This window comes from Brevundimonas sp. Bb-A, assembly GCF_009394735.1.
In the GTDB taxonomy this organism is placed as follows: domain Bacteria; phylum Pseudomonadota; class Alphaproteobacteria; order Caulobacterales; family Caulobacteraceae; genus Brevundimonas; species Brevundimonas aurantiaca.
Window position 1 is genome coordinate 2,324,041 of record NZ_CP045456.1, and the last position, 19,175, is coordinate 2,343,215.

General features: G+C 69.1%; 16 protein-coding genes and 1 pseudogene. 11 read left to right on the forward strand and 6 right to left on the reverse strand.

The window, feature by feature from the left end; genetic code table 11:
* Window positions 1–115 precede the first annotated feature (115 nt).
* Entirely contained in the window at window positions 116–1,276 is a 1,161-nt protein-coding gene (locus BSP_RS11435) for an acyltransferase (RefSeq protein WP_152950398.1), read from the forward strand.
* Here BSP_RS11435 and BSP_RS16245 read toward each other — a convergent pair.
* Window positions 1,239–1,628: a toxin-antitoxin system, antitoxin component gene (locus BSP_RS16245; protein WP_191555437.1), complete on the reverse strand. Its 390-nt coding sequence runs from the start codon at window positions 1,626–1,628 to the stop codon at window positions 1,239–1,241. The genes BSP_RS11435 and BSP_RS16245 overlap by 38 nt on opposite strands.
* A 162-nt stretch (window positions 1,629–1,790) precedes the next feature.
* Between BSP_RS16245 and BSP_RS11445 the strand changes: the two genes are divergently transcribed.
* From BSP_RS11445 to BSP_RS11455, 3 genes are all read left to right on the forward strand, one after another.
* A complete protein-coding gene (locus BSP_RS11445) occupies window positions 1,791–3,923 on the forward strand; it encodes a TonB-dependent receptor (protein ID WP_152950399.1) in 2,133 nt (710 codons plus the stop codon).
* Window positions 3,924–3,930: 7 nt separating this feature from the next.
* Window positions 3,931–4,974, forward strand: coding sequence for a PepSY domain-containing protein (locus tag BSP_RS11450; RefSeq protein ID WP_152950400.1), 1,044 nt, complete (start codon window positions 3,931–3,933; stop codon window positions 4,972–4,974).
* Between the two features lie 184 nt (window positions 4,975–5,158).
* Window positions 5,159–6,292, forward strand: coding sequence for an acyltransferase (locus tag BSP_RS11455; RefSeq protein ID WP_152950401.1), 1,134 nt, complete (start codon window positions 5,159–5,161; stop codon window positions 6,290–6,292).
* Window positions 6,293–6,321: 29 nt separating this feature from the next.
* Here the strand turns inward: BSP_RS11455 and copD are convergent, their stop codons facing one another.
* From copD to BSP_RS11470, 3 genes are all read right to left on the reverse strand, one after another.
* Complete coding sequence (gene copD / locus BSP_RS11460) at window positions 6,322–7,242, reverse strand: copper homeostasis membrane protein CopD (protein WP_152950402.1); 921 nt, start codon at window positions 7,240–7,242, stop codon at window positions 6,322–6,324.
* Between the two features lie 4 nt (window positions 7,243–7,246).
* A complete protein-coding gene (gene copC, locus BSP_RS11465; protein WP_152950403.1) occupies window positions 7,247–7,609 on the reverse strand; it encodes a copper homeostasis periplasmic binding protein CopC in 363 nt (120 codons plus the stop codon).
* 351 nt (window positions 7,610–7,960) lie between these two features.
* Window positions 7,961–8,722 (reverse strand): glutaredoxin family protein, encoded by a 762-nt coding sequence (locus tag BSP_RS11470; protein WP_152950404.1) that lies wholly within the window; start codon window positions 8,720–8,722, stop codon window positions 7,961–7,963.
* 69 nt (window positions 8,723–8,791) lie between these two features.
* Here BSP_RS11470 and BSP_RS11475 point away from each other — a divergent pair, with 69 nt between their 5' ends.
* The 7 genes and pseudogenes from BSP_RS11475 to BSP_RS11505 all read left to right on the forward strand — a co-directional run bounded on the left by BSP_RS11475 (window position 8,792) and on the right by BSP_RS11505 (window position 15,050).
* Complete coding sequence (locus BSP_RS11475; protein WP_152950405.1) at window positions 8,792–9,202, forward strand: MerR family transcriptional regulator; 411 nt, start codon at window positions 8,792–8,794, stop codon at window positions 9,200–9,202.
* Window positions 9,203–9,336: 134 nt separating this feature from the next.
* Window positions 9,337–9,480 (forward strand): annotated as a pseudogene (locus tag BSP_RS11480) (metal/formaldehyde-sensitive transcriptional repressor); the annotation flags it as partial.
* A gap of 8 nt (window positions 9,481–9,488) precedes the next feature.
* Window positions 9,489–10,412, forward strand: a complete 924-nt coding sequence (gene dmeF, locus BSP_RS11485; RefSeq protein ID WP_227975939.1) for a CDF family Co(II)/Ni(II) efflux transporter DmeF — start codon at window positions 9,489–9,491, stop codon at window positions 10,410–10,412.
* A 99-nt stretch (window positions 10,413–10,511) separates the two neighbouring features.
* Window positions 10,512–12,458: an FTR1 family protein gene (locus BSP_RS11490; protein ID WP_152950407.1), complete on the forward strand. Its 1,947-nt coding sequence runs from the start codon at window positions 10,512–10,514 to the stop codon at window positions 12,456–12,458.
* Window positions 12,459–12,542: 84 nt separating this feature from the next.
* The gene (locus BSP_RS11495; protein ID WP_152950408.1) at window positions 12,543–13,253 is read left to right on the forward strand and encodes a class I SAM-dependent methyltransferase; all 711 of its coding nucleotides are present in this window, start codon (window positions 12,543–12,545) and stop codon (window positions 13,251–13,253) included.
* Window positions 13,246–13,800 carry a signal peptidase II gene (gene lspA / locus BSP_RS11500; protein ID WP_152950409.1) on the forward strand — a complete coding sequence of 185 codons (555 nt, stop codon included), beginning with the start codon at window positions 13,246–13,248 and terminating at the stop codon, window positions 13,798–13,800. The genes BSP_RS11495 and lspA overlap by 8 nt, the downstream gene beginning before the upstream one ends.
* 26 nt (window positions 13,801–13,826) lie before the next feature.
* Window positions 13,827–15,050 (forward strand): cytochrome P450, encoded by a 1,224-nt coding sequence (locus BSP_RS11505; RefSeq protein ID WP_227975940.1) that lies wholly within the window; start codon window positions 13,827–13,829, stop codon window positions 15,048–15,050.
* Between the two features lie 298 nt (window positions 15,051–15,348).
* On the opposite strand, the gene BSP_RS11510 is transcribed toward BSP_RS11505, so the two are convergent.
* Together BSP_RS11510 and BSP_RS11515 are read right to left on the reverse strand one after the other, a co-directional pair.
* Window positions 15,349–15,948: a cation transporter gene (locus BSP_RS11510; protein WP_227976110.1), complete on the reverse strand. Its 600-nt coding sequence runs from the start codon at window positions 15,946–15,948 to the stop codon at window positions 15,349–15,351.
* Window positions 15,948–19,169 (reverse strand): efflux RND transporter permease subunit, encoded by a 3,222-nt coding sequence (locus BSP_RS11515; RefSeq protein WP_152950410.1) that lies wholly within the window; start codon window positions 19,167–19,169, stop codon window positions 15,948–15,950. Before BSP_RS11515 ends, BSP_RS11510 begins: the two co-directional genes overlap by 1 nt.
* Window positions 19,170–19,175: the final 6 nt, after the last annotated feature.

Below are 19,175 nucleotides of genomic sequence, written 5' to 3' on the forward strand. Positions count from 1 at the left end.
ACGTCCCGTATGACCGGCCGGCCCCGTCTGGCGTCGCGCATGAGGGATGTTCCCGCCCGATGCGTATCTCAATATGGCGGCGATGCTGATCCGCCGCCCTTGGGGGCCATCGCGAATGACATCCGTACCGCCGACCCGAGACGGCTATCCCGCCGATCTCAGGGCCCTGACCGGTCTGCGCGCCTTCCTCGCCTTGGGGGTGGTGCTGTTCCATTATCAGCTCCAATGGGATCCGGCCCTGGGCTTCAGCCCGATCATCGAGCGAAGCCGGCTGGCGGTGGACGCCTTCTTCATGCTGTCGGGCTTCATTCTGGCGCACGTCTACGGTCCGGCCTTCGCGAGCGGCGGTTTCAGTTACCGGCGTTTCATCGTCGCCCGGCTCGCGCGGCTTTATCCCCTGCACGTCGCGGTTCTGACGGGCGCCTTGATCATGGTGCTGGGCGCGACCGCCGCCGGCGTCCGCTTCGACGCCGAGGGCTACGGGCCGCTGGCCTTCTTCCAGACGCTGTTTCTCATCCAGGCCTGGTTTCCGACCGATGCGGAGTTGAACTGGAGCGGCCCGAGCTGGTCCCTGTCGGCGGAATGGTTCGCCTATCTGCTGTTCCCCGCCTACGCCTGGCTGGCCCTCCGTCTGCGAGCGCGGCCTTGGGTGCTATTGGGGATCGGGGCCGCGGCGTTCGTCGCCCTCGACGCCTTCTACGTCCAGGCGTTCGGCAAGGTCCTTCCGCGAGCTGAGGACTCCCTCGGCATTCTCCGGATCGTCCCCGAATTCCTGGTCGGCATGGCGCTCTACGGGCTGGGCCATCGCTGGCGCTGGAGCCCGCCCGTGGCCGCCGCGGCCGCCCTGTCCACGACCGTCCTGCTGCTGGGCGCGATGCAGCTATCACTGGACGATCGCATCATCGTCGCCCTCGCCGCCCCCGTGATTCTGACTTGGTCCCTGCTCGCGCGGGCGGATTGCGAGGGCCCCCTCGCCGCCCCGGGCCTTGTCTTCGCCGGAGAAGCGTCCTTCGCCCTCTATCTGGTGCACATGCCGGTGATCGTGGCCTGGAAGGGCGTCGTGGCCGAACTGCGCGGCGTCGACAGCACCTTCCGCATCACGCCGGTCGAACTGATCGGATTGTTCATCGCCACGGCCCTGATCGCGGCGGCGCTGCATCTGCTCGTCGAAAAGCCCGGCCGAACCTGGATAAGGCGCCGGTTCGACAGGCGTCGCGACGAGCTCGCCCCGGCCGCGCTCAGCCCGCCGGCGCTCCGTGAGCCTGGCGACCGCTGAGCCGACCGGTCTCTTCGCTCTTCGCGACGGCCGTCCGCTCGTTGGCGATGACACCGCCGTCGTCGAGAACCGGCCGATCCCGACCTCCGATCGACCCGTCGCGAGGACCTCCGTCGCGGATAAACCGCACCGTCTCCGTTCGGAGATGCGGCTCGGCCACGAAGCCGGCGTCCGCCAAGGCGAGATGCTGTGGCGTCGCGGGCGCGCCGCGCTCAGGTTTCCACCAGCCCTCCGTCGCCGCAGCCTTCGGAAAAAGGCCGCTGATGATGCGTTCGATATCGCGGAACGTCAGCACCACTTCGGTCCGCCTTTGACGCCGCAGATAGGTTGCGAGAGGCGCGTATTTGGCCATCAACCTCTTTTCCTCTCGCCGCCCCGCAGGTCAAGCGCTGCTCGGCCCCTGCGATAGCGACGACGTAGCCAATGCTAGGCTGGCTAGATGCGAGTGCGATTGACTCGCAAGACGCCTTGTGGTCAGACCCCCTCCCTGCCGTTTCCCCCCCCGAAGTGCTCCATGTCCCCTCGTCTCCTCGCTACCGTCGCCCTCCTGCCGCTGCTGCTGGCCGCGCTTCCCGCCGCGGCCCAGGAGGCGGCGACCCCGGACGCGACGCTTCTGGACGAGGTGGTGGTCACCGCCTCCCGGATCGAAACCCCGCGCTCCGCGATCGCCGCCACGGTCGAGATCATCGACGCCGAGGCCATCGTCCAGCAGACGGCGCTGGCCGCCTCGGCCGTCGACACTGTGGCGGCCCTGGCGCCCTCCTTCTCGCCGACGCGGCAGAAGCTGTCGGGCTTCGGCGAGACCCTGCGCGGACGCTCGCCGCTCTATCTCGTCGACGGCGTGCCGCAGTCGACGCCGCTGCGCGACGACAGCCGCGACGGCTACACCATCGATCCCTTCTTCATCGACCGGGTCGAGGTCATCTTCGGCTCCAACGCCATCCAGGGCATCGGGGCCACCGGCGGGGTGGTCAACTACGTCACCGCCCGCAAGCCGTCCGAGGCGGAGGGCCTGACCGGGCGGATGATGGCCCAGGTCACCACCGACGACGAGCTACAGGGCGACGGCGTCGGCGCCAAGATCGCCGCCATCGGCGGCCGTGACTTCGGCGCCTTTGACCTGACCTTGGGCGCGGCCTTCGAGACCCGCGGCGCCTACTATGACGCTGACGGCAGCCGCGTCGGCTTCGACGGCGCCCAGGGCGAGGTCCAGGACTCGCAAGCCGTCTCGCTGCTTGCGCGCGGTGGCTGGGACCTGGGCGGCGATCGCCGGCTGGAGGGCTGGGTCAACCGCTTCGATCTGGAAGGCGACGGCGACTATGTGACCGTGGCGGGCGACCGGGCGACGGGCGTCCCGACCACCGCCGTGCGCGGCGCGGCGCCGGGCCGGCAGCCGTCCAACGCCGTGACATCGGCGGCTCTGAGCTACACCGACCGCGACCTGTTCGGCGGCGTCCTGCGGGCTCAGGTCTTCGCCCACGATTACCAGGGCGTATTCGGCGGCGGCAGTTTCCCGGACTTCCAGGACCCCCGCATCGCTCCGGTTGGGACCCTGTTCGACCAGTCGGCCAACAATTCGGAAAAGCTGGGCTTCAAGATCGACTGGCAGGGCCAGGTTCCTGGCCTGACGGGCCTCAAGGCCCTGGTCGGCCTCGACGGCCTGCGTGACCGGACCTATCAGGAACTGGTCCTGACCGGGCGCAACTGGGTGCCGGAGACCGCCTACGAAAGCCTGTCGCCCTTCCTGCAGCTGAACCAGTCGGCCTTGGCCGGCCGCCTCAGCCTGTCGGCGGGCGTGCGGCATGAGTCGGCGAAGCTTAAGGTCGACGACTTCCAGACCCTGTACGCCTACGGCCCTCAGACGGTGGCGGGCGGCGAGCCGGGCTTCGAGGAGACGCTGTTCAACGTCGGCGCCGCCTTCGAGGTGACGCCGGCTCTCCTCGTCTACGGCTCCTTCGCCCAGGGCTTCACCATGCCGGATGTCGGTCGGGTGCTGCGCGGCATCAACCGCCCCAATCAGGACGTCGACACCTTCCTCAACGTCGAGCCGGTGGTGTCGGACAACACCGAGGTCGGGGTCGAATACCGCGGCGCGCGCGTCGAGCTGTCCGCCGCCGTGTTCCGGTCCGAGGCCGAACGCGGCTCGCTGCTGAACCGGCTGCCCTCGGGCATCTTCGAGGTGCAGCGCCAGGCCACGCGGATCGATGGACTGGAGCTGAAGGGACTATGGCGCGCCACGGACGCCCTGACCCTTGGCGGCAGCTACGCCGCGCTCGACGGCCAGAGCGACAGCGACGGCGACGGCGATCTGGACCGCGACCTGAACGGGGCCAACATCTCGCCCGACCGGCTGCTGCTGTGGGGCGAGTACGAGACAGGCCCGATCGCCCTGCGCCTTCAGGCCCAGACCTATCTCGCACGCGACTTCGACGGCGAGCCCGCGGCCAACGGCTTCGAGGGCTATACGGTGCTCGACGCCGTGGCCCGCTACGAGGCGGGCTTCGGCACGGTGTCGCTGGGGGTGCAGAACCTGTTGGACGAGCAGTACATTTCCTATTTCTCGGACACCCAGGGGCCGACCGACAATCTGCGCTATTTCGCCGGTCGCGGGCGCACGGCCACCGTGACCCTGACGCGGAGCTTCTGAGCCGGTGATGGGCGCGATCCGCACGCTCCACGCCTGGGCCGGGACCGCCCTCTCGATCCTGGCCATGGTGTTCGGCCTGACGGGATCGTTGCTGGTGTTCGAGGACGACTGGATCCGCGCCACCGTCCCCGCCGCGCGCGCCGAGATCGATCTCGATGCCGCCCGTCTGGGTGCGGCGCTGGACCGGCTCGAGGCGGCCGAGCCCCGCCTCACCTCGGTGGTCCTGCCGGGCGGGGCGGTCGGCGTTCACCGGCTCTACCTGGCCGACGACGGTTTCGGCTACGCCGACGCCGACGGCGCCGTGGTGGACCGCTGGCGCGGCGCCGGGCGAGCCGAGACCTGGATCTTCGACCTTCACCACGAGCTGCTGGCGGGTCACACCGGCAAGCTGGTCGCCGGCGGCGCCGGCCTGGCCCTGGCGGTGATGATCCTGACCGGCCTGATCGTCTGGATTCCGGCCTGCCGCGCCACCGGCTGGCGGGTCTGGCCCCGCTCGGGCGCCCGGCGCGAGCTGATCGGCAGCCATCGCAATCTCGGCCTGATCTTCGCCATCCCGCTGGTCGTCTTCAGCCTCACCGGAGCGGCCATCGTCTTTCACGGCACGACCCAGGCCCTGCTCGGGGCCGTCCCGACGCCGCCGGCTCCGGTGGTCGGGACGGGGGACGTCGACTGGGCCCGCGCCCTGGCAGAGGCCCAGGTTCGCTTCCCCGAAGCGACCCCGCGCATGGTCGTCCGCCCCGCCGCAGCGGGCAAGCCCGCCACGATCCGTCTGAAGCAGCCCGGCGAGTGGCATCCCAACGGCCGCACCACCGTGACCATCGATCCGGCCACCAGCCGGGCGGTCGCGACCTCCGACGCTAACGCCCTGCCGACCGGCGTCCGGGCCTACAACGCCTTCTACCCCCTGCACGCCAGTTCGGTCGGCGGCTGGGTCTACGACGCGGTGACGGGGCTCAGCGGCGTCGCCATGGCGGCCCTGGGGGTGGTCGGCGCCTGGGCCTTCCTGGGAAAATCCCGACGCCGCTCGCCTCGATCGAAACCGACCCGCTGAGGACAAGCGCGCGAGGGAGCGGAAGGGTTTGCCGGACCCCGGCCCTGCCCTCCAATGGTCGCCACTCCAGGCCGGATGCACTCACACGGCCCCGCGCGAGCCCCTATGCGGGGCCACCCGCGGCAAGGCCTCGTTCACCGTGTCGGGCAAGCCTTCCTTGGCGCCTGTGAGGGACAATGGCTGCATGACGGAATATCCAGCATTCCCTGGGCGCCGGCGCCCGCCGCCGATCGCGCGCGGCGGCTGGCTCGACGTACTGCGTTTCGTCGTGGGGGCGATGATCGTCCTCTATCACTTCCGCGAGGCCGCCCCGATCCCCCTGCCGCTCGTCCATCCGGTCTTCGACCGCGGCTATCTGCTGACCGACTTCTTCATCATCGATTCCGGCTACGTTCTCGCCCGCGTCTACGGCGAGCGGCTCGCGCACCGGCGAATTCCGCTTTCCGTCTTCTACCGTCAGCGATTTCTCAGGGTGGTTCCGGCTCACATGACCGTCAGCCTCGCCCTGGCGGGGCTGGTGCTGACGGCGGCGATCCTGGGCCAGACACCCAGCCACCCGGAATGGTTCGACTGGTCCCGGTTTCCCGCCCAGTTCTTCCTGGTGCAGGCCTATGGGGTGCCGGGCGGAGAGGGATGGAACGCGCCGACCTGGACGCTCTCGGCGCTCCTGGGCTGTTACGTCAGCCTGCCCTTCCTCGCTCGCGCGGCGCGCGGCCTGTCCCCATGGCTGATCCTCGCTCTCGGGGTCGGCGGGCTGCTCGCCGCCAACCTGGCCGCCCACGCCGCCTTCGGCTTGCCGATCTACGAGATGCCGTTGCGCCTCGGCTTCCTGCGGGCCTTTCCGCTGTTCGCTCTCGGCGTCGCCGTGGCCCTGTTCGCCCGGCAGGTCTATTGCCCGCCCCGTCTGGCCGCCGGTCTGGGCGGTTCCGCCCTGGTGGCGGTGGCGGGTCTGCAGGCTCTGGGACCCCATAATCTGGCGACCCTCGGCCTCCTGACCGTCATCATCTTCGCCACCGGGGCCCTGCCGGTTCGGCGCCCGTCCAGGCTGGTCGAGCACCTCGCCCTGATGGCGTTCGCGATCTTCCTGACCAACGAAGTGATCCGGATCGTGTGGTTTGGCGCGCTCGACGCCGTCGATTGGAGGAGTTGGAGTCCGTCAGTGCAATGGACCGCCTGGGCGGTCGGCCTGGCTGCGGCTTTCGCGGGCGCCGCCGTCTTCCGCTACGCCTTCGACCGGCCGACCCAGGTCTGGTTCAATCGTGCGAAATCAGATCCACGATCTACGTCCACCGCGCCCAAGGCCGTGCCCGCGCTGTAGCCGTTCCTCCGCCAATCGCCCGACGCCGTTCACATCATGGCGGCGGGGGGCGCCTGGGTGCCCATGATCGCCACGATCAGAAGCAACAGGGCCGCCAGCACGGTCTCCAGGGCCAGGCTGCGCCGCAGGCGGCGTAAGGCGAGCGGACGAACCTGCTCGTCCTCGAGCGCCGATCCGAGGTGCGGGGTCAGGACGAAGCGGTTCGAGGCCGCGAGGGCCAGCATGCCGGCGAACAGGACGAGTTTCAGGACCAGGAGGACGCCGTAGGTCGTCGTCAACAGGCTCCCGAGCCGGCTGAACCCGATCAGATAGGCGCTGTTCACCAGACCCGTGATCGTCAGCAGGACGACGGCGAGCGTTCCCAGGCCGGCGAAGCCCTCCAGGGCGGCATGGGTCACCGGCGCGCCCGCCGCGTGTCCGTGGCGAGCCCGCAGCATCAGGAACAGCGCGACCAGGCTGCCGAGCCAGAGTCCGGCGGCAAGCGCGTGAACGACATCGGCGATCAGATGCGGCCAGCGGCCCGCGCCTTCCGTCGCCGCCCCGTGACCGGTCCAGGCCAGGCTGGCGCTGATCACGGCGCCAACGACGGTCAGCGCGATCCAGCCGCCGCGTCCCGGTTTCAGGATGAGCAGCAGGACGGCGGCCGAAAGAGCCATCGCCGCGCGAACCAGGAAGCCGACGCCCAGGCCCGTGCCGAAGGCCACATAGGATAGCGACTCAGGCTTCAGCGCCTCGGTCAGCGAACCCGCCATCACGGCGGTCTGGACAACGAGGTTGGCGAGCGCCGCCAGGGCGGTCGCCACGGCGGCGACCAGAAGCGTCGTTCGCGGCCACCTCTCGGCGGCCGCGTCCGACATGGGCATCCTGAACGCGAAGAACAGGGGGACGCCAAACAGCAGGACGGCGCCGATGTACTGCCCCAGCCTCAGCAGGACGACCGTTGTCTCCATCTGATCAGCGGACCGAGAAGTTGGTGGACCCCGTCATCCGGTGCCCGTCCGGAGACGCCACCCGCCAGTTGACCACATAGGCCCCGGCCGCCAGCGGCCGCGCCGGAGCGCCCGAGATCGTCTTGCCGTCCTCGGACACCCGCGTCTGCACACGGATGGTCGCGCCGGCCGCGTTGACGAGGTCGAACCCGGAGAAGGCCGGCGCCACGCGCTCGCTGAAGGTCAGGCTGATGGTGCGCGGCGCCGCGACCGCGGCGCCGGCGGCCGGCGTGGCGCTCACGAGACGCGCGTGCGCATCCGCCTGACCGGCGACCAGGGAAAGCGCCGCGGCGGTCGCGGCGAGCGATGCGATCTTGAAACGGGTCAACTCAAACTCCTTGGAAGGGACGCCCCTACTGTCTCTTACGCGGCGCGGAAAGCGGCCCCTCAAAAGTTCAAGGATCGCCGAGAGACACGAGCGTCCGCACACTGACCGCAAAGCGTCCTGAGACGACTTCGAGACAATGTTGGTCGCTGGGACGCCAGTTTGGCCGTGCAGCAGTTCGATCACTGAGGGTGCTCAAACCACGGACATCGGAAAACCCTGCGATTCAGACGCCCCGTCTGATGTCGGCTCGTTCGCCTAACGCCGTCCTGGTCGTCGCACCACCGGAGCCGGTCACCGCGACCAGGTGGGCGGGGTCGCTCATCGAACGGATCCTGCGCCGCGTCATGGTCGTCACATCATCATCGCGCCCGCCCGACCATATTCCATGACCAGCATCCAAACCGCCATCGCGATCATCATCAGGTTTTCAGTCAAGGACAGGAAGCCCAGCGGAACATTGCTGTCGCCGCCGACGCAGGCGCATTTCAGCTCACGCTTGTCGAGGTAGACCGCCTTGAACACCGAGATCGCCCCGATGCCGCCGATGAACAGGGCGACCGGCGCGGACAGCCAGGTCAGGACGCCCGCCACCATCAGGGCGCCCGCCCCGAACTCGGCAAAGGGATAGACCTTGCCATAGGGCACCCATCGCTTGGCCAGCAGGTCGTAGTTGAGGAACATCGCCGAGAAGCTCTCGACGTTCTGCAGTTTCAGCATGGCCAGCGCCATCATGGACAACGCGATGAACCACTCGCCCGCGCGCACCGTGAAGGGCGTGCCATCGACCGCCAGACCGAGCATGGCCGCCATGACGGCGGTGGTCAGGAACACCACGAGCACCGGCGTATAGGTCGTCGCCTTCGGATCGCGGACCTTGAGGCCGAAGAAGCGGCGCAGGTCGTCGTGCCCGCCGATCCGCTTGCCGTCAATGAACACCTGCGGCGTTGTCTTAACCCCGTGTTCGGCCTTGAAAGCGTCGGTCTGCTCTCGGGTCGTCAGCCAGTGATCCTCGACCTCGTAGCCCCGGCTCTTCAGCAAGTGACGGGCCTTCAGCCCCCACGGACAGGTGTGCTCCGGCATCACCATGCGAAAGATACTGGCGGTCTTGGTCATCTGTGTCTCCTCGATCTTCACAATCCAAGGCGCACACCCTAGGTTCCGTACCTTGATACGGAGTCAAGCATGAATGTTCGGACGATCGCCGGACTGGCGCGAGAGGGCGGTGTCGGGGTCGAGACGGTGCGCTTCTATCAGCGGCGGGGCCTGATCCCGACGCCGGACCGCTGGTCCAGCGACGGGACCGGCGGCGTTCGCCGCTACGGCGAGGAGGATGTGCGCCGGCTCCGGTTCATCCGGTCGGCCCAGGTCGCCGGGTTCACGCTCGACCAGATCAAGGAACTGCTCTCCCTGGACGCGGGCGAGGATCGCGTCAGGGCGCGCGAACTGGCCGCCGAACGACTGACGGCCCTGGATCGCACCATCGCCGATCTCGAGCAGGCGCGATCCGCCCTGATGCGCCTGGCCCAGGCCTGTCAGTCCAAGGACACGGGGCCTTGTCCGATCATCGCAACCTTTCAGGGCGAGCAAACCTGAACTTAAAGTCCGATGTCTTTCGACTTCAGAGTCCCCCGGGCCTTCGCCCGGCTCGTTCGGCCACCGACGATGCCGATCGTCGATGACGAAGGCCATGACTCCGCCCCTCCCCCGGATGGCCGCAGGTCGCCGCCGCCCGCGGCGCATTGGGCGGCCTGTTCGAGGAACTACTCGAAGACCACCTCCGTCAGCACGTCGCCGGCTTCCACCTGAGCGACGCGGACCGGCAGGCCTGCGCCGAAGAACTGCCCGCCCTTATCCGCCGCTACGCCCGCTGAGACCCCAGATGACCACATTCGACACCGACCATCTGACGCACGACCACCGCTTCCTGGGGGCGTCTCACGACGCCAACGCCCGTAGGACCCTGTGGGTGGTCGCCCTGACCTCCGTGATGATGGTCGGCGAGATCGTGGCCGGCACGGTGTTCGGCTCCATGGCGCTGCTCGCCGACGGCTTCCACATGGCGACGCACGCGGGTGCCCTGGCCGTCGCGGCCGGCGCCTATGCCTACGCCAAACGCCATGCCGACAATCGTCGCTTCTGCTTCGGCACCGGCAAGGTCGGCGATCTGGCCGGCTTCGCCTCCGCCCTGGTGCTCGGCATCGTGGCCCTGGGGATCGCGGGTGAGTCGGTCGGCCGCCTCTTCGATCCTCGCCCGGTCGCCTTCAGCCAGGCCACCCTGGTCGCCGTCCCCGGCCTCGCCGTCAATCTGGTCAGCGCCCTGCTCTTGGCAGGCGGCGGGCACCATCATCACCATCACGGCCATCATCACCACCATGATGAGCGCGACGATCACGACCACGGTCATGACCACGGCCACCGGGACAACAACCTGCGCTCGGCCTATTTCCATGTCCTGGCCGACGCCCGGACGTCGGTGCTGGCGATCATCGCCCTGGTCGCAGGCCGTTACCTCGGGTGGGTCTGGCTCGATCCGCTGATGGGCATCGTCGGCGCCATCGTGATCGCGCGCTGGTCATGGTCGCTGATGCGCGACACCGCCGCCGTCCTTCTCGACACCACGGACCATCACCTCGAGGACGAAGTCCGCGAGCTGGTGGAAGGCCCCGGCGACGCGCGGATCACCGACCTGCACGTCTGGCGCGTCGGTCGGAAGCGCACGCGGCGATCGTCAGCGTCACGGGCACGGTGGCCGCCGAGACCGTCCGCACACGTCTTCGGCCCGTGCACGAGATCGGGCACCTGACGGTCGAGTGTCGGTAGAAGCTCCAGGGCCTCTTGATCCTCTAGCCGCTTGAGCATGCATGCTGCTAGTGAGACCCAATCTCACGAACAGGATGCCACCATGTCGGCGACGCTTCGTCTCCTCCTCGTACTCGCGCTTCTGCTGGGCGTCGCGATGCCCCAGCGCGCCGCGGCCCAGGAGGTGACCCCGGGGGCGGAAACCGCCTGGCGGCTGCTGGACTACATCGCCGTCGACTATCCGGGCGCCGTCTCCGACGGCCGGGTGATCAGCGAGGCGGAGTACGCCGAGATGCGCGAGTTCTCGACCGCGGTCCGCACCCGCATCGCGGCCCTCCCCGCCCGCGAGGCCCAGCCCCGGCTCCTGTCCGCGTCGTCCGTCCTGATCTCGGCGGTCGAGACGCGCGCGGCGCCGGAGACGGTCGCGCGACAGGCGCGAAGCCTCGCCGAGGATCTCCTCGCCGCCTATCCGACCCCCCTCGCGCCGCGCTCTATCCCTGACCTGCCGCGCGGCGCGGCGCTCTACGCCGAGCAGTGCGCCGTCTGCCATGGCGCGACCGGCCGGGGTGACGGACCGGGGGCGGCCGGGCTGGAGCCGCCGCCCATCGCCTTCACCGATCGCGACCGCGCCCGCGAGCGCAGCCTGTTCGGCCTCTATCAGGTGATCGGCCAGGGCCTGGACGGCACCGCCATGCCCAGTTTCGCCCACTTGTCGGCCGAGGATCGCTGGGCCCTGGCCTTCTACGTCGGCGGCTTCGCCTACGCCGGCGACGCGCCCCGCGCGGGCGAGCGCGCCTGGCGCGACGACCCGGACGCGCGCGCCGCCGTGCCGGATCTCGAGGCCCTGACCCAGATTACGCCGGCGGCGTTGGCGTCCCGCCTCGGGGAGCCGCGGGCCAATGAGGTGGTGGCCTATCTTCGCAGCCATCCGGAAGCGCTTGCGGTCGGGGGCGCGGACGGGCTCGATCTGGCGCGCCGCAAGCTCGGCGAGAGCCTGGCGGCGTATCGCGCCGGCGACGCGCGCAAGGCCGAGGAGCTGGCTCTCTCGGCCTATCTGGACGGTTTCGAGCCGGTGGAGCCTCTGCTGCGGGCCCGCGACGGCAAGCTGATGGCGCGCATCGAGGCCGCGATGGGCGAGCTTCGCGCCAGCCTCAACCGCCGGGCTCCGGCCGACGAGGTGGCCGGACAGGTCACGGCCCTGAGCGGATTGTTCGACGAGGCCGGCCGGGCCCTCGCGCCCTCCGAGGCCTCAGCCCTGTCGACCTTCCTCGGCGCCTTCACCATCCTGCTGCGCGAGGGGCTCGAGGCCCTGCTGATCGTCATCGCGATGGTCGCCTTCCTGCGCAAGGCCGAGCGCCAGGACGTCCTGCCCTATGTCCACGGCGGCTGGGCCGCCGCCCTCGTCGCGGGGGCCGCCACCTGGGCGGCGGCGACCTGGCTGATCGCCATCAGCGGCGCGAGCCGCGAACTCACGGAAGGCGTCGGCTCGCTCGTGTCCGCCGTCGTGCTCCTGTCCGTGGGCGTGTGGATGCACGGCAAGGCCCAGGCCGGCGCGTGGCAGGCCTATATCCGCGACAAGCTGTCGGCGGCGCTGTCGAAGCGTTCGGCCTGGTTCCTGTTCCTGCTCGCCTTCATCGTCGTCTACCGCGAGGTGTTCGAGACCATCCTCTTCTACGCCGCCCTATGGAGTCAGGGGACTCAAGGCGCCCTGCTCGGCGGAGCGGCGCTGGCGATCGTCTGCCTCGCTCTGATCGCCTGGGGTCTGCTGATGTTCAGCAGGCGGCTGCCGATCTCGCAGTTCTTCGCCTACAGCGCCCTGCTGATCGCGGCCCTGGCCGTGGTTCTCGCGGGCAAGGGCGTGGCCGGGCTTCAGGAGGCGGGCGTGATGGACATCCGTCCCCTCGCCGCCCTGCCTCGCGTGGAAATCCTGGGCCTCTTCCCGACCTGGGAGGGCCTCGCGGCTCAGATGCTCGCGCTCACGGCGGTCGTCGTCGGCTTCTGGTGGGCGGATCGCAAGAGCCGGGCCCAGGCCGAGGTCTCGCGCAGGTAACCGCCGCCCGGCGAACGGTCGAGATCAGGGCTTGATCCTCTAGTGACTAGAGTCTGCAGCATGACGCCTCATCGTGGAGGCCTCATGACCCGTCTCGCATCCCCGGCTGAGTTCACCCCGGCCCTCGGGCGCCGCGGCCTCACCGGCCTGTACGACGCCGCCATCGCGCTGATGACGCGCGAGACCGTCTGGCGGGAGGCCCTCGTGGCGCAGCTCGCGCCGCGCGACGGCGAAATCATCGTCGATGTCGGCTGCGGCACCGGAACGCTCGCGATCCTGATCAAGGCTGCGGCCCCCGGCGCTGACATGATCGGCATCGATCCCGATCCGGAGGTGCTCGACCTGGCGAGGCGCAAGGCCCTTGCCGACATGGCAGACGTGAAGTTCCGCGAGGGCTTCGCCGGCGAGGTCGCGGACCTGATCGGCCGCAACGGGGCGGACAGGATCGTGTCCAGCCTTGTGTTCCACCAGGTGCCGATCGACGGCAAGCGCGCCGGGCTGGCGTCCATTTACGCCGCCCTTCGGCCCGGCGGGGAACTGCACATCGCCGACTATGGCTGGCAGCGGACGCCATGGATGCGGCTTCTCTTCCGCCAGGTCCAGGCCCTCGACGGGGTTGAGAACACCCGGCTGAACGCCGCCGGCGGGCTGCCCGACCTGATCGCGGCGGCCGGGTTCGAGGGCGTCGAGGAGCGGGCGGTGATCGCGACCCCCACGGGATCGATCTCCCTGTATCGGGCCGGAAAACCGCGGGCCCCCGTTGCCCGGCTGATCCAGGAGACCGCGCATGTCTGATCTGAACCTCCCTCCCGTCGGCTCCGCCGTCCGGTCTTCCGGCGGACGATGGGTCCGACCCGCCGCCGTGGTCCTCGCGATTGGCGTGATCGGGGTCGATCAGCTTGCCAAGGGGTGGGCCCGCACCCTGACCGCGCCGGTCGAGATCGCGCCGTTCCTGAACCTCCACCTGAGCTTCAATCGCGGCGTCACCTTCGGCCTCTTGTCGGCGGACGGCGAAGCCGGACGCTGGCTGCTGGTGGCGCTCACCGGCGCCGTCGCCGCGGCGGTTCTGGTCGCCGCCTGGCGCACGCGGCGCCTGGCTCCGGCGCTTGCGCTCGGCGCGGTTGCCGGCGGCGCGCTCGGCAACATCGCGGACCGCATCCGCCTGGGCGCGGTGACCGACTTCATCGATCTGCACCTCGCCGGCCGTCATTGGCCGACGTTCAATCTGGCCGACAGCGCGATCGTGATCGGCCTCGCGCTGGTCCTCTTTGACGCATCGCGGCGATCAGCGCAGACGGAGGCTCCACCTTCAACGCCTGGCGAAAGGCGGCCACGGCCGTGAGCATCCCCCGAGTTCCCCCGCGAGACGTGACGCTCCCGCTCCTGGCCGATCCATATCGCTTCGTCTCGAAGGAGAGCGCTCGACTCGGCTCGGATGCGTTCGAGACCCGCCTTCTGTGCAGAGGCACGACGTGCCTCAAGGGCGAGAAAGGGGCCGCCCTCTTCTACGATGCGGAGCGCTTTCAACGCGAGGGTGCGATGCCGTCGCCCATCCGCAAGACGCTGCTGGGCGAAGGCGGCGTCCAGGGCTTGGACGGCGAGGCTCACCGACACCGCAAGGCGATCTTCATGGGCTTGACGCAAGCTGATCGCGTCCGGGGCCTGGGAGCGCGCGTTGAGGCGGAATGGATTGAAGCCGCCGAGCGTTGGCTCCGCGCCGGCGCCACGATACGTCTGTACGACGAACTCGCCACCATGCTGACGCGCGCCGTGTGCGCCTGGTCGGAAACCCCGCTGCCCGAGGCCGACGTCCAGCTGCGGGCCGGTCACCTCGGGGCGTTGTTCGACGCCGCAGGAGCGCGCAATCCGCGCCATTTCTGGTCTCGGCACGCCCGGCGCAGGGTGGATCGCTGGCTGAAAAGCGTGATCGAAGACGTTCGTGAAGGTCGGCATCGACCCGCGGAGAATACGGCGACGTTCGCGCTGGCTCACGCGCGGGATCCAGGCGGAACCCCTCTAGCGGCCGAGGTCGCGGCGGTCGAACTGGCCAACATCCTACGCCCGACCGTGGCGACCGCTGTTTACGTCGTGTTCCTCGCCCATGCCTTGCATACGCAGCCGGAGGCGGCTCGGGCCGCGACCCAGAGCTTGGCGGCGCGTGACGCCTTCATCGAAGAGATTCGCCGCTTTTATCCGTTCTTTCCCTCGCTCGTCGCGACAACCCGGCGAGACTTCGTCTGGGAAGGCCTGAGCTTTCCCAGAGGGCGTCAGGTGATCCTCGATCTTTACGGAACCAACCACGACGCCAACGCATGGCCCGACCCGGAAATCTTTCGGCCGGCCCGGTTCGCGAGCCGCCCTCCTGGCGCGTTCGATCTTGTGCCTCAGGGCGGGGGCGATCCTCGGACCGGGCACCGTTGCCCAGGGGAAGGGATCGTCCACGAGGTTCTGGAGCGCTCCTTCGTGTTCCTCACCACGCGCCTTCGCTACGACGTCCCGAAGCAGGACCTTCGTCTCGACCTCCGGAGACTGCCAGCCTTGCCCCGGAGCGGATTCTTCCTACGACCGCTGGACTTGGCCCGTTCCGGGTGAGGGCGAACTCCAGGCCGGTCGGCGGCCGCAGGGATCGCGAGCTTCAAGACGCGATGCGCCGATCTTGGCGGCCGGATGTCGCGCCGCCATGCCAAGGGCGAGCCGCCGGGCGAGTCGGTCTCGTGGCGTCTCGCAGCATCGACAGGTCGATCTCGTGACCGCGACCGGTGCGTTCACGGGGTAACGGGAGCTTCGGGACGGACCCGGCGAGGCTCCCCTGAATCCGATCGGCGACCCCTGTCGCCAACGCGCCTGCCGTAAGGTCGGAGAAATCCTCTGGCTTGCGGCGTATCCGACCTCAGGCCGCCTCCTGCCCGCCTCCGGAATCCTCGTGAGCGTCCCTCAGGATTTCGAGCCCGCCCTTGACCGCAATGCCGGCGACGATCAACCCGACGACGAGGTCGGGCCACGCCTGATCGAGCCAGAGCACGAGCCCGCCGGCGACAAGGATGCCGCCGTTCGAGGCGAAGTCGTTCAGGCTGAAGGTCTCGGCGGCGCGCATATTGACGTCATCCTTGCGCGTCCGCCGCAGGAGAGCGAGACAGATCAGGTTCACGACCGCGGCCACCAGCGCGAGCGCCATCATCGTCCAGCCGATGGGCTCCGTCCCGAACCACCAGCGCCGCCCGACGTCGATCAGCACCCCGAGGGCGAAGAGCAACAGGAGGACGCCCGAGGTGCGGGCCGCTCCCCGCTTCCAGGTCGCCGCGCGCCCGACGGCCAGGAAGCTGATGAGGTAGACGGCGGCATCTGAGGCGTTGTCCACCGCGTTGGCCAGCAGCGCGCTGGAGTCGGCGATCCAGCCGGCGACGCCGAGCCCCGCGAACAGCAGGGCGTTGAGGATCAGGACCACGAGCAGGGTTCGGCGTTGCTGGCGGTCCTCTGACGTCATCTTCATCAATCGTCCATTCCTTCCGAGGCGCGGTGTCGGACCGCCTTGGCGGCGAAAGTCGGCAACACCAGCAGAGTCAACGCGGTGGCGGTCAGAAGGCCGCCGATGACGACCGTCGCCAGGGGCTTCTGCACTTCGGCGCCCGCTCCGTGCGCCAGGGCCATGGGGATGAAGCCGACGATGGCGACGAGTGCGGTGGTCAGAACCGCGCGCAGACGGCTCGACGCCCCCTCGATCGCGGCCTCGCTGGGCGGAAGCCCGGCCGTCAGACGCTCCCGGATGGCCTGCATCAGCACCAGGCCGTTGAGCGTGGCGACGCCTGACACCGCGATGAAGCCGACCGCGGCCGACACCGAGAAGGGCATGCCGCGCAGGAACAGAGCCAGCGCCCCGCCGATCAGGGCCAGCGGCACGCAGGCGAACACCAGCCCGGCCTCGGCGAAGGAGCCGAGCGCCAGGAAGAGCAGCACCCCGATCAGGATGAAGACGATGGGGATGACGATGCCGAATCGCTGCTCGGCGCGTTTCAGGTTCTCGAACTGGCCGCCCCAATCCAGGTAGACGCCGGCCGGAAGATCGATCTGCGAAACCCGGTCCTGCGCGTCCGAGACGAAGCCCCCGAGATCGCGCCCACGCACGTTGGCCTGCACCACCATGCGCCGGCTGCCGTTCTCGCGACTGATCTGGTTCGGCCCCTCGGCGATCTGAATGCGCGCCACCGAAGCGAGCGGAACCACGACGCCGCTGGAAGACACGATCGGCAGAGCCGCGAGGGCCGCCGGATCGTTGCGCCCCGCATCCGGAAGGCGAACAACGACGTCGAAACGCCGGTCTCCCTCGAAGACGCGGCCCGCCTCGGCGCCGCCGACGCCCGCCGAAACCGCCTCGCTGACGTCCGCGGCCGACAGGCCGTAGCTCGCCGCCGCGAAGCGGTCCACGCTGATCGTCAGGGTCGGGAGTCCCGAGGCTTGTTCAACACGCACATCGGCCGCGCCTTCGGTCTCCCTGAGGGATCCGGCGACCTGATCCGCCACGCGCTGGAGCGTCGCGAAGTCGTCGCCGTAGACCATGACGGCGAGATCGGTGCGGACCCCCGAAATCAGTTCGTTGAACCGCAGTTCAATCGGCTGGCTGAACTCGAAATTGTTTCCGATCTGCTGGCCGGCGACCTCCTCGATCCGTTCGATCAGGGCCTCCTTCTCGAGCCCCGGATCCGGCCAGTCCTTGCGATCCTTCAATACGATCACGCTGTCCGAGATGTTGGGCGGCATCGGATCGACCGCCGCCTCGGCGGTGCCGGTTCGCGAGAACATGGTCTCGACCTCCGGCTGGGCCTTGATGGCCCGCTCCAGCGCCATCTGCATCGCCAGGGACTGCTCCAGCGACGCGGAAGGAACGCGCAGCGCCTGCATGGCGATGTCGCCTTCATCCAGCGTCGGGATGAACTCGCGGCCCAGGGCCATGAACGAAACGGCGCCCACCGCCAGAGCCGCCACCGCGGAAATCAGCACCACTCTGGGCCGGGCGACGGCCGCCTGGATCGCGGGTTCGATCCGCCGGCGCGCGAAACGCAGGATCCATGTCTCGTGTTCGGCGACCTTGCCGTCCGGCCCCAGATGCACGGACTTGGGATCGCGCACGAGGAGCGCCGTCATGGCCGGCACGAAGGTGAAGGAGAAGATGAAGGCGCCGACCAGGGCCAGCATCACCGTCGCGCCCATCGGCTGGAACGTCTTGCCCTCGACGCCCTCGAGCATCAGCAGCGGCGCGAACACGAGCAGGATGATCAGTTGCCCGAAGGCGGCCGGCTTGACCATCTGCCGGGCGGACTGGACCGCGACCTCCAGTCGCTCGTGCCGGGTCAGCACGCGTCCGAGCGCGGCCCGACGCTGGCTCAGCAGCAGCAGGGTGTTTTCGATGACGACAACGCCGCCATCGACCATCAGGCCGAAGTCCAGGGCTCCCAGACTCATCAGATTGCCGCTGATCCCGAACCGGTTCATGCCGATGACGGCGAACAGGAAGCTCAGCGGGATCATCAGGGCGGTGATGGTCGCCGCGCGGATATTGCCCAGTAGCAGGAACAGGATCACCACCACCAGCAGCGCGCCCTCGGTGAGATTTCGCGCCACCGTGGCGATGGTGGAGTTGACCAGTTCGCTACGGTTCAGCACCGGAACCGCGACGATCCCGGGCGGCAGGCTGTCGTCCACCTCGGCGAGCCGTTCGGCCGCGGCCTGCGCCACCGTGCGGCTGTTGCCGCCGGCGATCATCAGGGCCGTGCCGAGCACGGCCTCGTGGCCGTCGCGACTTGCTGCGCCCAGCCTCAGCCCCTGTCCTACCTCCACGGTCGCAACATCGGCGACCCGGACCACCAGGCCGCCACGGTTCACGACGGGGGCCTGTGCGAGGTCCTCAACAGTGCTGGCCAGCGCGTCCGTGCGTACGACGAGGGCCTCGCCCGCACGCTGGATATAGCCGGCGCCCGCTTGAATGTTGGCGCGCTCAAGGGCCTCCGTCAGGTCCCAGAAACCCAGGCCGTAGCTTGACAGACGGGCCGGATCCGGCCGCACGGCGTACTCCTTGACATAGCCTCCGATCGTGTCGACGCCGGCCAAGCCCTTCGTGCCGCGCATCTGCGGCGCGATGATCCAGTCCTGGACCGTCCGAAGATAGGTCGCCCGCTGCGTCGGCGTCGTCAGCCGTTCGCCCTCGGGCGTCAGGTAGACGCCGCCCGCCTGCCATCCCGACTGCCCCGGCCGCGCGAGATTGCGGCTGTTGAACGGCACATAATCGACCGTCCACATCAGCACCTCGCCGAGGCCCGTCGTGATCGGCGACAGGCCAGGCTCGACGCCTTCCGGAAGGCCCTCGCGCGCGGCTGCCAATCGCTCGGCCACCTGCTGGCGCGCGAAGTAGATATCCGTCCCGTCGGTGAAGATCGCGGTGATCTGGCTGAAGCCGTTGCGGGACAACGAGCGGGTGCCGGTCAGGCCCGGAATGCCCGATAGGGCGGTCTCAAGCGGATAGGTGACCTGGCGCTCGATCTGCTCGGGCGCCAGGGCCGGAGCGACAGTGGTGATCTGCACCTGACGGTTCGTGATGTCGGGGACCGCGTCGATGGGAAGCCTGGTCAGCTCGAACAGACCGAGACCTGCGACGAGCGCGACGGCGATGACGACGAACCAGCGGAACCGGACCGACGCGGAAATGATAGCGTTGAACATGCGCGT